The sequence below is a fragment of the Geobacter sp. FeAm09 genome, assembly GCF_008330225.1.
Taxonomy (GTDB): Bacteria; Desulfobacterota; Desulfuromonadia; order Geobacterales; family Pseudopelobacteraceae; genus Oryzomonas.
Genome location: NZ_CP042466.1, coordinates 2,300,124 through 2,313,516, shown reverse-complemented (window position 1 = coordinate 2,313,516; position 13,393 = coordinate 2,300,124). Strand labels below are relative to the sequence as shown.

Here is a 13,393-nt window from a genome sequence, read left to right as displayed (position 1 = left end):
GGCTCCATGCAGTTTCCCCACATCGACCCTGTTTTCCTGAGCATCGGCCCGCTCCAGTTCCGCTGGTACGGGCTGATGTACGTTCTGGCCTTTATTGCCACCTATTTCATCCTCAGTTCCGAGGTGCGCCGCAAACAGCACCCCCTGACCAGGGACGACGTCGCCGACCTGGTGTTTTACGGCGCCATGGGGGTGGTGCTGGGGGGGCGGCTCGGCTATATCCTCTTCTACGACCTGAAGGTGTACCTGGCCGACCCGCTGCAGGTCTTTGCGGTGTGGAAGGGGGGCATGTCCTTCCACGGCGGCTTCCTCGGCGTTGTCCTCTCCTTTGTCCTGTTCGCCCGGCGCAAGGGGATCTCCTTCTGGGCGCTGATCGACATGGCGGCCCAGTGCGCGCCCGTCGGTCTGGGGCTCGGGAGGATCGGCAATTTTATCAACGGGGAGTTGTACGGCAGGCCGACGGACGTCCCCTGGGGCATGGTTTTCCCGGGAGGGGGCGGGATGCCGCGCCATCCCTCCCAGCTCTACGAGGCATTTCTGGAGGGGTTGCTCCTGTTCTTCGTAGTGCGGTTCATGTCCCGCAGGTCCGACGTGACCGGCATCCCGGCCTGGACCTTCTGCGCCGGCTACGGCCTGTTCCGGTTCGTGGTCGAACTGTTCCGCCAGCCCGACGCCCAGATCGGTTTCTTCCTCAACTTCTTCTCCATGGGGCAGCTTCTGAGTCTGCCCATGTTTCTGGTGGGGAGTTTCATGGTGTTCAGGCTCTCCCGCCGGTCCGCCTGAACCTGAACTGCGGAAAGGGCTTTCAATCCTCTGCTTCAGGAGTATACTGGTCTAAAAATCCGATACGACAGGAGGCTCTCCACCCATGATAAGCAAAAAAATGGCCGACTCGCTCAACAAGCATATGAACCTTGAGCTCTATTCCGCGCATATCTACCTTTCCATGTCTTCCTGCGCCAACGAGATGGGGCTGAAGGGCGCCGCCAACTGGTTCATGGTGCAGTACCGCGAGGAAATGGTCCATTTCATGAAGTTTTACACCTACCTTGTGGACCAGGGGAAGAATGTGGAACTACTCTCCAGCAAGGCTGTGCCGAATACCTACAAATCGCTTTTGGAGATGATGCAGAGGACCCTGACCCATGAGGAGCTCATTACCAAGTGCATCAACGACCTGAGCGAACAGGCCGTGCAGGAGAAGGATCATGCCACCCAGATCTTCCTGCAGTGGTTCGTGACCGAGCAGATCGAGGAGGAGAACAACGACCGGGACCTGATCGCCAAGCTGAAACTGGTGGGCGACAACGGCCACGGGATTCTGATGATCGATGCCGACATGGGGCAGCGGGTGTTTGTGCAGCCTGTCGGCGCTCCGCTTGCGGTGTAGCGTGAAGATCCGCTTCTGCGAGCATAACAAGGGCAAGGGCAAGGTATACCGTCGCCTGAAAGAGGAATTCCCCGAGTTCGACATCAAGATCAAGGATTGCATCAAGCAGTGCTCCGCCTGCCGGGAGATGCCCCTGGCTACGCTGGACAAGAAAAGGATCTCCGCCCGTGACGGCGATGGGCTCTACGACAAGATCGTTGCGGCGATTCGGGAGAAGCTGCCCAAGGGCGGGGAAGAATGAGCACAGGACGCCGGGCCTTCCCCGGCGTTTTTCGTGTCCGATGGCGTTGTGTCGCGTGATTGGCGGTTGCCGTCGAGAGAGTTTTGTGCTACATAACACTACTTTCTCATTGTCAGCAGAGTACGCGCCCGTAGCTCAGTTGGATAGAGCAACGGCCTTCTAAGCCGTGGGCCGCAGGTTCGAATCCTGCCGGGCGCGCCAAAAATAAAGGGTCTGCGAAAGCAGACCCTCTTTTTATTTGTGCAGAGAATTGCAGCCGGGGAAAGGTCACTGCCGGCAGTCGGATTCAATGGTGTGCGCACGACAGCCGACGGTGCCGTCACTGGATTGTGACGCTTTGAATGACGACAGCGATGTCGGGAACTACCGTGCCATTGACGTCGATGATACTTGCACCGGCGGCGATGCTGAAGTTCGCGGCCGCCGGTGCGGCACCGGCGGTTATATGATAGGTCAGCGTGGCGAATTCGCCGGTCTGGATGCCATTGGCGTTGATCAGGCCAATGACGACATCGCCGCTGTTGGCGGTGTTCGACTGAAGAGTTGATGCGGCACCGGCGCTCGTTGCCGCAATGTCATCACCGGTTATTGAAAGCCCGGTTGACGGGTTCACGATTACGTTGGCGAGAATCCCGCCGATTTTGGTATCAGCCGGCAGGGTTCCGGCGCTTGCCACCTTGACGACCACCGTAGTGGCGCTCCCTCCTCCTGCCCCACCTCCACAGCCGGACATGACCAGAGGCACGAGAAGCAGCAACAGACCTACGACGCTTTTTACATTCATAATTTTCCACCCGTTTTGTAAGATTCCACCTGGTTTGACGACACTATCCGGCCTACCAGTTCAGCGTACCGACTACCTTTTTCAAAATCACCAGCGCATCGGAAACATCGATGATGCCGTCCGGGGCCGGCACGCCGTTGACCAAAGGGGCCACATCGGCGCTCAAGAGAAGAGCAGGGGTGACGGTATCGAGGTCCACGGCCACCCGCAGGGCCTTGAGGGCATCGCTTATATCCACCTTGCCGTCGCCGTTGATATCACCCTTGGGGTAGGTAACGATATTGCGCTGTACCGTGGCGGTGTTACCACCCTGATCCGTGGCGGTGACGACAACCGCGTTGACCTTGTTTGCGGAAAGCGTGACCGGCTGACAGAAACCGCCGTCGTCCCCCAGGGTCGGCGCATATGCCCGACCATCGGCCACAATGGTGATTGCCGGGGTGGTGATGGCGTTGGTGACGGTTCCGCAGATAGTGTAACTTGCCTGAGTCGTGCTGAGGTCCTGCGGCGGAGCGGTCACGGCCAGGCTCGGGGCTGCGGTATCGGCGATGACGGTGCGCTTGGCGGTGGTCTTGTTGTTTGCCTGGTCGGTTGCCGTAATCGTGACGGTATTCGTGCCGGGGGCGAGGCTTACCGTCACGTCGAAACTGGTTCCGACCATGTGGGCGTTGGTCGTCTGCCCGCCGTTGACCGAGGCCGTGACCACCGCATGGGCGTCATCGACGCTGCCGGTGATCTCAACGGAGGCCGCATTGGTGACACTGTTGTCGGACGGCAGGGTGATGGTCAGGTTTGGGGCCGTCTGGTCAAGGGTTATGGTCCTGATGTCGGTGGCCTGAAGGCCGGCAAAGTCGGTGGCTATGGTGGTGATGGTGTTGTCTCCGACCACAAGGGCAACCGCCTGGCTGAAGCTGCCGTCGGGATTGACGGTGACACTGGCGCCGTTAATCGTAAGGCTTTGAATTCCGCCACTATCGGTAACCGTGCCGGTAACATTGAGCGTCGGATTGTTCGTTACCGCCTTATCGGCGAGGGTCGAAAGGGACAGAACCGGCCCGGCTGCAGGGGTGATCGCATCGGCGGTGATCACAAGGTAGGGAGGGGTCCCTTTCGTGTTCGTATTGAACAGGTAGCCGACGCCGCTGTCCGCCGCCAGGCCCAGAAACGTCACCTTGCCGCTCTTTATGGCATTGACCAGATCGGTGGTAACGTTCAGCTGGTAGGTGACATACGTATTCAAGAGGTCCTGTGTCGCGGGCCAGTAAAAGGTTCCGGCGGACGACACGGCGGTCGTGCCGAGGAGCGTTTGCAGCTTGTTCCACGTCAGGGTCGTGATGTCCGGATTGCCGCCGAGCACGTTCAACGAGAAATACCCGGCGGCGATCGTATTGAAATCGGGATTGTTGGGCTGCACACCCGCGGCAGCATAGTTTGTGCTCAGGCTGATGCTGACCGATGTGATGGCCCAATTCCCGGCGCCGTACTTCGTATCGAAGGCCGACACGACGTTTATGCCGTTGGTGAGCCCATTGCTGCCGTTGGTGGAGTCCTGGCCCGTATTGAAGCTGAAGACCGTATCCATGGTGCGCGTGCTGTAATAGGTGCCCAGAACGGTGTCGTCCCGCGCCGCCGAGATCATCATCCCGCCTTTGGGATAGAAGGTGGTATCGGCATAGGCGGTCCCGCCCTGGTTCGAATTGGCTTGCGTACCGGATACGACGTAACAGTCGTAATCCGTGGCAAGATTGCCGAGCGTGGTTGCCGCACCGGCCGGACGCAATCCCCCCGACAGAAAAGTCACCGCAAGCAGAGCCGCGGCACATACCGAAAAAGAAATCTTTCTCACGGAAAACCCCTTGTTCTTTTTTAACCGCAACGCTTCATTTCAACCCGATAATGAAGCTGTGCCCGGAAGCATCGGTCCTGGTCATCACGACCAGATCCTGGTTGTAGGACAATGTCGCATGTTCGTTGTAATAACTCGTGCTCATGGGCGTCAGGGACGACGTCAGGTTCCACCAGGTATAGACGGAGAAGTACGGCTGCCCGTTGGCGTCGTAATAGCGGGAATACGCGTCCGCGGCGCCGGTGTCGGGGGAGACGAAGTTGGCGAAGGTCGTCCAGGTGTGGGCGTCGCTGCCGGGGTCGGGATAGTAGGCGAGGGTAAACGTATCGGCGCTCGACGTTGCCCCCTTGCTGTCGACATACGTAGGGAACGTCGTTACCCCCGCGCTGGTAACCTGCATCTTTCCGTAGGCCCACGTTGCCGTCGATGCGCCGGTGGAGTCTTTGACGGCCCCGATCTTGTGGAACAGGTAGGTCCCGGCCAGGTCGTTCAGGTCATAGGTCGGCAGCGCCTGGTCGGTGGGTTTGAAGTTGAACTGCAACACCCGGAGATAGAACTGGTTGGGCGTGATCGTGCCGGTTTTCACCTCTTTCTTCGTGGATACCCCGACGATGACGGTCTTGTCGTCGGTCATCCTGCCGGTGAAGATCACATTCTGCTTCGCGTCCTTTCTGCTGCTTGGCTCGGCGTAACTGTCGTACTCCTTCACCAGGCCGTCCGGCTGCACCCCGAAGCAGGTCACTTTCCACATCAGGTCCCACATGGGCGTCATTTTGTAGGTCGGCGTGCTGTAATCCCAGTAAATGATGTCCTTGATGCTCCCGATGCCGTCGGGGAAGAGGTTTCCCGCCCCGGTGAGCGATGCGTCGGGAGTCCAGAACTGGGCCTGTTGCCCGACCCTGGCGTTGCTGTATTCCCATTCCACGCTGGCCCCGCTGTTCAGGGCGTGGTAGGCGTAGCGGGTCGGGCCGTTGCCGGCCAGTTCGGGATAGTGGGGGTTCTGGTTGCCGGTGCCGCTCACGTCCCACACGTCGTAATCATCGGTATCACGTTTCTTCTGGAAGATGGTGATGGCCTTCGATCCGTCCACGGAATAGGTCCAGTTGCCGAGCAGCATGTTCTTCCGGGACCCCATGATGCCGTGAAAATCGACCCAGGCGCCGGAGCCGGACAATGCCAGGCTCTTGTCGCTTTGCATGGTGATGTTCACGTCGGCCGGCGGGGTGACGGCGGTCGAACTGTCGTCCGCGGGGTTATAGTGGTCGCTGTCCAGGAATTCCGTGAAGGTTACGGCGCCGTAATCGTCAATGACTATGGTGCCCCGCTCCCATTTGGCGCTCGGGCCGCTGACCAGGGTATGGAAATACCAGGTACCGGTCAGGTCCGCCGGGGATTTCGGTTTCGGGGTCTCGGCGACCTGGATCGATGCCTCGCTTTCCCCGTAGCGGTTCTGGGCGGTCACCATGAAGTAGTAGGTGACGCCGTTGGTAAGCCCCGAAATGGTCGTTTGGCTTCTGGTGACATTGATTTTGGTCGAATTTGTCTTGGTGATCGCGTCGGTGTTGGTCGCCGCCACGTAATACACGTTGTACGAGGTAGCCGTGTAGGCGTTGTCGAGGGTATCCCAGGAGAGGGACACGAGCTGATCCCCCTGCTTTGCCGTAAACCCGGTTACCTTTCCCGGTATCCCCGGTTCGTAGCGCCAGGCGTCTTCGCCCGCAACCGAACAGCCGGACAGGCAGAATCCCGCCAGGATGGCCGCCAATGCCAGGAGTTGTATAACAGATCGAAGTTTCAAAACGATTCCTCCACGTTGTCTATGGCCCCGCACCCGTGGGATCAGAGGCTGAAACGGTATTCAAAACCGCCGTAAATGTATCTGCCCGCCCGGGGAATCCCGTAAGTGTCCTCATAATCCTTGTCCAGGACATTATCGACGCCGATGTACAGGGTGGCCTTGTCCTTGAACAGCTTCTGGCTCACTTTCAGGTTTGCCACGGCATAATCGCCCATGTATCTCTTCCAGAAAACCTGCTCCGTCAACTGGGTGTTTCCCGACGGCTTCGTATAGACCGCCGAGTGGCCGACGTACACCACCGAAACAAACGGGGTCAGGCCGAAATCGAAGTCGTATCTGCCGGTCAGCACCAGCTTGTGCATCGGGACATACTGCACGTCGTCCCGGGAGGAGAGGGAAAAATCCCGCGACACGTTCAGCGTATAGTTCAGCTTCATCTGAAGGTTCTGCATAAAAGCGGTTTCCAGCGACGTCTCGAAGCCGTAAAAGCTGTACAGGGAAAAGTTCACGTTGTACGGCACATACCCTTCATCCTGAGTCAGCCCCGACTGCTTCAAGCCGATGAAATTGTGGAGGTCGCTGTAAAACCCGTTGACCTTGAACAAGCTCTTCCAGGGGAGCTTCTGCTCGATGCCGAGTTGGTAGTGATAGACGATCTCGGGCAACAGTTTCGGGTTGTTGGTGGGATGCATGTACAACTCGCTCATGGTGGGGAAACGAACATTTCTCATGAAGGCGCCCTTGAGCCTGGTTGCTCGGTACAGGTCGTAATGCAGGCCGACGGAGACGCTGTCTTCCTGAAGGGTCCGGTCCTCCCTGATCTGCCAGTGATGGCCGTACCCCACGGCAAGCCCGATGCCTTTCGGCAGCGTTACCTCGTACTCGAAGGAGGTCGAGCAGAGGTAAACCTCATGATGATCCGAAACCGAGGAAAGCAGGTAAGGAGCACTTCCGGCACCCGAGCCGGGAACATTCTGATAGACATAGCCACCCGGTTTCTTTTCGCCGGAGGAGGTCCAGGTATCCCATCCTCCCAGAAGGCCCAGGGTTAACGCCCCTGCTGTGCCGAAATCGTATCTGGGCTGCAGGGATACCCCGGTTTTGACCCCCGCGTTCCTCAGATGGTAGGAACCGGGTACCTTCTCGTCACCAAAGGAATTGTAGTTTTCATTGTCGTAGCGGTTGTTGTCCTGGGCGATCCGGTTGTAGAAGATGCGCGAGCGTACATCCAGGACATCGCTGGGGCTGTAATCGGCGGCGAGTTGCAGCATGAACCCCTGGTAATTGTCCACCCGAGCGTACTGCGGCGTCGGGGCGAAGGGGTCGAAGGTGTTGTTGATGGCGCTGGCCGGTTTTCCGTATCCCCCCTCCACATAATTGCCGGTGAGCGCAAGGTGCAGTTCGCTGCTGGGGGTGTACCCCAGGTTCAGGAAAGCGTTGTTCCGGGTGTTGTCGCTGTTCTTGCGGTATCCGGAGTTTTCCACCGGCTCTATTGCATCGGTCTTGCCGTTGTATTCCGTGGCGGTGGTTACCGGTTTGGCGAGGGGAAAATTGTCCCGGTGATAGCCGCTGCCGCTCAGGAAATAGTCGAATTTTCCCTTGGCCCCGGAAAGGCTGGCCTTGGCCAGGTACGGCGCACCGTCGCCCGATTCGAAACCGAGCGTTCCCCGCGCTCCCGGCTGACCCTTTTTGGTGATGATGTTGATCACGCCGCCGAGGCCGCCGGTGCCGTACAGGACGGAACTGGCCCCGGTCGTCACCTTGATTTTCTCGATACTGTCGACCGGAATGATCGATGGATCGAACTGCTGATCGAAGGCGGAATTGATCGGCACGCCGTCCAGCAACACCAGGATGTCCCGTGCCTTGAACCCCCTGATTTCGATGCGGGGCACGCCATCCGTCCCCACCTTGACGTTTACGTCCGACAGCAGCACCAGCGCCTCGTCGAGGGTGCGCGCATTGGTGTTCTTAATCTGGGCGGCACTTATTTCATGCACGGTCTCCCCCGCTTCGATGGGGGACATTGTTGTTGCCGTCACCGAAGCTTTTCCGAGATTGAAGATATCCTCGCTCTGGTCTTCGGGGCTCCCCATCGCAAACAGCGGTGCGGGAAGAAGCAGGGCCAGCCACAGGGCCGTAGGTGCGAGCAGCTTGTTTTTCAATTTGATGGCTCCGTTCGGGAATGGTTCTTCACAGCGCGAGCATGGTGCGCACATCTTGTTCACTCAGCCTGCTGCCCCAGAAAAGATTGAAGAAATGACGGGTCTCGGCGGTAATATTCGTCTTGAAGCTGCTCGGATAGAGCGTGTGAGCCAGCCATTTCGCCCCCAGCAAGCGCAGGAATGACGGCGGCTGGTCCAGCCAATTGAACGGAGCGTTGGGGGCCAGATACACCCGGTGATTGCGGACGGCCCTGATCCGTGCCCAACGGGAGTCCTTGTAGACGGCGTTAAAGAATGTCGGGTCCTGGGCGATGATCACCTCGGGGTCGTAGGCAAGCACCTGCTCCAGGGAAACCCGGTCTTTCCCGCGGCGATTTAGGGATGCACCCTTATGGACGTTCCTGCCCCCGGCCAGGGCGACGGCCTCCGAGTGCACCGAATCGGCAGACACCGTAAGCAGTCCATCCCTTTCTTCGGCGAAATAGACGGAGACTCGCTTGTTGGCGGGGATTCCGGCAGAAAAGGCCTTCAGTTTCCTCAATTCCGTCCGGAAATATTCCGCAAGTACTCTACATCTTTCCTGGCGGCCAAGCGCTTCCCCAAGAAATTCGTAAGCGGTCGGATACTCATCCATGGTGTCGAGTGAAATGGTGGCCAGGGGGATATTGAATTTGGCAAGCATCTGCTCGATCTTCGGGGCTGCCGAGCGGGGGGGCCAGGCAACGATGAGATCCGGCTTGACGGCCAGCAGGACCTCGGAATTGAAGTTTCTTCCCTGTCCGCCGCCGAAGGCTCCGACAACGGGCTTGTTCGCCGTTTCCGGACGAATGAAGCGGCGCAGTTTATCGTCCACGGGAAGATTGAGCCCCGCCACCAGCGCGGGGTCTATGGTATACAACAGGTACGTGACCGGCGGGGAAGCGCACAGCACCTTTTGCACCCGGGCCGACACCTGGACCTTGCGACCGTGCATATCGGTGATGTCGGCCGCTCCCGCCGATGACATCGTCATGAGAAGAAGCGACAGCAGGGCTGTAATCGACAGCGTTTTCATACGTATTCTCCTTGGGGGTAGAGTTCTGCAATATCGGCGACCCTGATATCCCCTGCGGCGGACTCCGCCACTGCCCGTTGCAGGATCTCCCGGCAGTACGGGCAGCTTGTGACCACCAGGTCCGCCCCGGTGCTTGCCGCCTGGCGCACCCGCTGACGTGCATTTGCCAGGGCGGATGCCGTCACCACGCTCCCTCCACCCGAGCCGCAACAGAAGCTTTTCTTGCGGGAATGTTTCATCTCGATCAGGGACACTCCGGGCAGGGAACAGAGCAGTTCCCGGGATGACGCGTAATCCGAATTGTACCGTCCCAGAAAACAGGGGTCATGGAGCGTTACCGTAATCCCGGTCCCCTTTGCCGTTACTCGCGGCCCTTTTTCGCCCAGTTGCTTGAGAAATTGCGAATGATGCAGCAGGGTGAAGCATCCGTCAAGGGCGGGGTACTCGTTTTTGAGCGTGTTGTAGCAATGGGGGCACGGGGTAACGATTGTCGCCCCTTTGATCGGTTGCAGGTACTCGATATTGGCCCTGGCCGCCCTATGGAACAGGGCGTCGTTGCCGAGGATACGGTCCATGCCGGAGCAGCACGCCGGCGGGGCGAGCACCCGGAACGGGACGCCTGCCTTGTTCATGATCGCCAGCAGGGCATCGAGAACCGCATCTGTCTCCTTGCCGGCGCTCCGGCAGCCGGGCCAGACGTAGACGGTGCCGGGGGCGTCGCCTGCGGAGGGCAGCTGTGGCGGCTCAACGGGGATTGCGCCGTGTTTTTTGAAACGTTCGGCAAGGGGCGCCGGCATGCGGTCATGCACGATTTCGCTCCGCCGTATCCCGACGAAGCGTTCAACATGCTCTCCGGCCATGGGACAGCGCTCCTCGCAGGAACGGCAGGCCGTACACGACCAGAGGGCATCCGTATCGATCACCCCGCCGATCAGGGGTTTTGTCCACCTTCCCGAATGGAACAGTCTGCCCAGGCCTTGCAGCAGCGTCTCGGGAGAAAAGGGGATCCCGCCAAGATGTATCGGGCACTGTTTTCTGCATCTGCCGCACCGGGTACAGGCATCCATCTCGATCAAGGCCCCAAGCGGCGAGGCGGACAGGTCCGCCGTCCCGCGTACGAGCGTTTGCGGCACCGCCAGCAGCGTGTTTCTGGGGGACAGGGGACGGGCAAAATGGATGTTCAGGGGGAGCGCCAGCATGTGGCTGAGCTTGGTCCATGGGATCATGGCGAGCATCAGGAACGACAACGCCGCGTGCAGGTACCAGATCGTTTTATGCAGAACCCGGGCCTCCACAGGCGAGATCGTGGTGCCCAGCCCCGCCGCAACCGCGTATCCTGCCGGAGACCACGGAGCCCAGGGGTCGCCTGTTGCCGTTATCCGCAACCCCTCCACAAGAAACCCGCTCACCACGCCCAGTCCGAGCATGGCGAGTATCGCGGCGTCGAGGGCATGGTTTTCGAGGCGCTCCGACCTGATTATGTAGCGTTTGCAGGCGGCCAGCAGGATGCCGGCCAAGAAGGCCACGCCGGCAAGGTCCAGGGTCACGCTGACAAGGAGGTATGTGGTGCCGCGCAGGAAGCGTAAGCCACCATGCAGCTCAAGGGAGGCCGCAAGCGTTCCGGCCAGAAGAAGCATGAAGCCGTAGAGGATGCACCGATGCATCAGGAGAGGGAACGAGCCGAGGTGTATCCCCTTAAGGGTCATGATCGTGCGGATGGTGGCAGATAGCGGCTTGCCGCTGCGGGCGGCATTTTGGAGCGCTCCGCCGCGGCACCAGCAGACAAGCCGCATTGCAAGCCCGACCAGCAGCGAGGCAAGGACGAGAATGCCCCCCATGTTTATGAAGGTCCGGTCGTCGATGTTCCACAGCAGTTGTCGCGAGGCTTCCATCAGTTCCGCTCCGTGGGCTGGATGGATGGTGCGGTCGGGAAGCCTTTCATGCACAGGAAACCGCTCGATAACCAGCGGCGATACCGGCAGTTGAAACAGCTCGTCGCCCTTTCCAGATAGTCCTCGTCATCCTCGTCGGTCCTGTAGGAGGGGCAGGCCATGGCGATGTGCGCTGCCGCCGCCAGGTCGTCGTCGGACTCCAGATTCCCGCGGAACACGATGGTGCCGTTTTGGTCCAGTAACTGCTTCATGGTTTAATAATCTTTGAATACCTTTCTTTCACACGCCTTCCAGCAGACATTGCCGCCATGTATCTGGGGGACGGCGAGCAGAACCGTTTTTCCCGCCATGAGCACCGGTTTGACCCAGTCGCCGACCAGCACTGTCTCGTCGTCATGCAGTTGCTCCCCGTCGAGCGCCTGCACGAGGTCGATCCCGGATGTGCGGATGTCCTTGACGGAAGCCACTCCCTGCCGCGAAGGTATGCGAAACTTGCCCTTGAACCGGCCGTCGTTTCCGGAAAGCCGCAGGCCGGCACCGGCCAGGGCGCCGATCACTCCCTGCCCGGTGCCGCCATGCTCGGACAGGTGCACACCAAGAAAAGCGGAGAGTTCGTATGCTTCATTTTTTGAGATGACGCTCTCTTTTGCCTTCCGGCCGAATTCGATCAACCGGTCCGGGTACGGAAGGCGTTCCGGCAGAACAATGCATAACCCCGGATCCGACCCCGGCACGCTCTGCGCCTCAAGTTCCGAACCGCAGAACCCGGCAATCTCGCTCAGCATGTCTTCGCAGACATCAGCCGTAAAACACATGGAGCTGTTGTGCGACGTATAGGGGATTTCAGGGGCAAGCAAAAGCTGATGCCGCGTTACCGGGCCACACCGGCCCCAGCCGCGCGCTTCAATGCCTGCGGCCAGAATATCCGCGACCTCGCCTGTTCCCGGGCTTTCGATGTCGTCGGTATCATCGATGGATATAAGCATTCTCATGTCATTCACTACGGATGGCCTTCCTTACTTGACAGCGGCGCTGACGGTAATCCCCGAAACGACCGCTCCGGCCGCATCGACGACCTTTAGATTCGAATAGCTGGACGAGGTAAACGATGACGTGCCGATGGTCACGCCCGGCGCGACATCGCACTGGATCGTCGCAAATTCTCCGGTGGCAAAACTTGTCGTACTGATCAGCCCCAGGGTCAGTTGGGCGCCGGCCGTCGAGGTGGCGGATACATAGTGAGCCAAAAAGGTCGCCCCGGAAGGAACCACACCGGATGCCGCTACCAGTCCGGCCAGGGGCGACAGGGCAGTCGAGGCATCGGAACTGGCGGCCTTGACCGTGACGCCGGCAGGCAACTCGAGGGTCACCTGAATGCCGTTCAGCGTCGTGGCGCTGCCCAGAGTGCTCAGGGTGACGGTCGCCGTGGTGCCGCCGATGTTGATAAGCGGTGTCGCGGTCACATCGGTAACGCCGGTCTTGTTCTTGCTCGTATCCGCGGCGATCGTTTGCAGGGCCGCCTGAAAGCTGGCGGCAGTGGTGGCGGCCAGTGAGGCGCTGCTGCCCGTGCCGGTAATGCCGCTGGACAACTGCGTGACCACCGTTGTCAGGTCCTGGCTGCTGGTCTGCATCAACTGGGATACGGCGGCCAGCACCAAGGAATATTCCTTCTGCGCCTCCGTGGCCGTGGCCGACGCGGCACCGGTTACGTCCACCGGCGTGGTGGTCACAATGTCAGCCACATGGAAGGCCGTGGCTACCGTGGTGTTGGAGGAGGAGATCGACGTTACGGTGATTTTTTTGCTTGTGGCATCCGTGGCCTTCGTTACCGCGATCTCCGTCAGGGGGGTAATGTTGAGCGTGATCGTTCCCGAGGCGCTTTGCAGTGCGGTGCGCAGGGGGGCGGTATCGGCTACCTGCATGGTCGTGCCGGTCGCCTCGTCCTTGTATGCACCGCTCGCCTCGGCAAGGATCGCGCCGGAATAGGAGCCGAGGCTGGCGGTGTAGCTGCCGTCAGCACCGACGCTTACGGTCTGCAGCAGGGTGCCCTTGCTGCCGTCGGCGTTCAAGGCGTAGATTTTGACCTGGCCGCTGGTGAATATTCCCTTGGAAACCACACCGGCCACGGTGGTGGCCGACGTGGAGCCACCGCCGCCGCCACAGCCGAACAGGGCGAGCAGGCACATCATCAGTATCAGGCGGAAGATAAAACTGGGCTTCATA

12 protein-coding genes and 1 tRNA gene are annotated in these 13,393 nt (G+C 59.8%); 4 read left to right on the top strand and 9 right to left on the bottom strand.

The annotated features are described in order from the left end of the window. Window positions 1–6 precede the first annotated feature (6 nt). The 4 genes from lgt (at window position 7) to FO488_RS10785 (ending at window position 1,832) form a co-directional block, all read left to right on the top strand. Complete coding sequence (lgt, locus tag FO488_RS10800) at window positions 7–783, top strand: prolipoprotein diacylglyceryl transferase (protein WP_149210576.1); 777 nt, start codon at window positions 7–9, stop codon at window positions 781–783. 85 nt (window positions 784–868) lie between these two features. Further along, window positions 869–1,390, top strand: a complete 522-nt coding sequence (locus tag FO488_RS10795; protein WP_149210575.1) for a ferritin — start codon at window positions 869–871, stop codon at window positions 1,388–1,390. 1 nt (window position 1,391) lies between these two features. Continuing rightward, window positions 1,392–1,631, top strand: coding sequence for a DUF1450 domain-containing protein (locus FO488_RS10790; protein ID WP_240731855.1), 240 nt, complete (start codon window positions 1,392–1,394; stop codon window positions 1,629–1,631). Window positions 1,632–1,755: 124 nt separating this feature from the next. Continuing rightward, a tRNA-Arg gene (locus FO488_RS10785) sits at window positions 1,756–1,832 on the top strand. A gap of 118 nt (window positions 1,833–1,950) precedes the next feature. Here the strand turns inward: FO488_RS10785 and FO488_RS10780 are convergent. Genes FO488_RS10780 through FO488_RS10740 form a run of 9 tightly spaced genes read right to left on the bottom strand, consistent with a single transcriptional unit; the run spans window position 1,951 to window position 13,392 of the window. Then, a complete protein-coding gene (locus tag FO488_RS10780; protein ID WP_149210573.1) occupies window positions 1,951–2,415 on the bottom strand; it encodes a hypothetical protein in 465 nt (154 codons plus the stop codon). Between the two features lie 52 nt (window positions 2,416–2,467). Continuing rightward, window positions 2,468–4,261: a dockerin type I repeat-containing protein gene (locus FO488_RS10775; protein ID WP_149210572.1), complete on the bottom strand. Its 1,794-nt coding sequence runs from the start codon at window positions 4,259–4,261 to the stop codon at window positions 2,468–2,470. Between the two features lie 34 nt (window positions 4,262–4,295). Further along, the gene (locus FO488_RS10770) at window positions 4,296–6,059 is read right to left on the bottom strand and encodes a fibronectin type III domain-containing protein (protein ID WP_205743258.1); all 1,764 of its coding nucleotides are present in this window, start codon (window positions 6,057–6,059) and stop codon (window positions 4,296–4,298) included. Window positions 6,060–6,100: 41 nt separating this feature from the next. Continuing rightward, window positions 6,101–8,224: a TonB-dependent receptor gene (locus FO488_RS10765; protein WP_168205986.1), complete on the bottom strand. Its 2,124-nt coding sequence runs from the start codon at window positions 8,222–8,224 to the stop codon at window positions 6,101–6,103. Between the two features lie 28 nt (window positions 8,225–8,252). Next, a complete protein-coding gene (locus tag FO488_RS10760; RefSeq protein ID WP_149210569.1) occupies window positions 8,253–9,278 on the bottom strand; it encodes an ABC transporter substrate-binding protein in 1,026 nt (341 codons plus the stop codon). Continuing rightward, entirely contained in the window at window positions 9,275–11,170 is a 1,896-nt protein-coding gene (locus FO488_RS10755; protein WP_149210568.1) for a heterodisulfide reductase-related iron-sulfur binding cluster, read from the bottom strand. The genes FO488_RS10760 and FO488_RS10755 overlap by 4 nt, the downstream gene beginning before the upstream one ends. Next, window positions 11,170–11,421: a hypothetical protein gene (locus tag FO488_RS10750; protein ID WP_205743257.1), complete on the bottom strand. Its 252-nt coding sequence runs from the start codon at window positions 11,419–11,421 to the stop codon at window positions 11,170–11,172. The genes FO488_RS10755 and FO488_RS10750 overlap by 1 nt, the downstream gene beginning before the upstream one ends. Window positions 11,422–11,424: 3 nt before the next feature. Beyond that, window positions 11,425–12,156, bottom strand: a complete 732-nt coding sequence (locus tag FO488_RS10745) for a hypothetical protein (protein WP_205743256.1) — start codon at window positions 12,154–12,156, stop codon at window positions 11,425–11,427. 30 nt (window positions 12,157–12,186) lie between these two features. Beyond that, window positions 12,187–13,392 carry a hypothetical protein gene (locus FO488_RS10740; protein ID WP_149210567.1) on the bottom strand — a complete coding sequence of 402 codons (1,206 nt, stop codon included), beginning with the start codon at window positions 13,390–13,392 and terminating at the stop codon, window positions 12,187–12,189. Window position 13,393: the final 1 nt, after the last annotated feature.

What these genes read in the sequence shown, in the direction of transcription:
- lgt (WP_149210576.1), top strand. Translation starts at nt 7, where the DNA reads ATGCAGTTTCCCCACATCGACCCTGTTTTCCTGAGCATCGGCCCGCTC.
- FO488_RS10795 (WP_149210575.1), top strand. Translation starts at nt 869, where the DNA reads ATGATAAGCAAAAAAATGGCCGACTCGCTCAACAAGCATATGAACCTT.
- FO488_RS10780 (WP_149210573.1), bottom strand. Translation starts at nt 2,415, where the DNA reads ATGAATGTAAAAAGCGTCGTAGGTCTGTTGCTGCTTCTCGTGCCTCTG.
- FO488_RS10760 (WP_149210569.1), bottom strand. Translation starts at nt 9,278, where the DNA reads ATGAAAACGCTGTCGATTACAGCCCTGCTGTCGCTTCTTCTCATGACG.
- FO488_RS10755 (WP_149210568.1), bottom strand. Translation starts at nt 11,170, where the DNA reads ATGGAAGCCTCGCGACAACTGCTGTGGAACATCGACGACCGGACCTTC.
- FO488_RS10750 (WP_205743257.1), bottom strand. Translation starts at nt 11,421, where the DNA reads ATGAAGCAGTTACTGGACCAAAACGGCACCATCGTGTTCCGCGGGAAT.
- FO488_RS10745 (WP_205743256.1), bottom strand. Translation starts at nt 12,156, where the DNA reads ATGCTTATATCCATCGATGATACCGACGACATCGAAAGCCCGGGAACA.
- FO488_RS10740 (WP_149210567.1), bottom strand. Translation starts at nt 13,392, where the DNA reads ATGAAGCCCAGTTTTATCTTCCGCCTGATACTGATGATGTGCCTGCTC.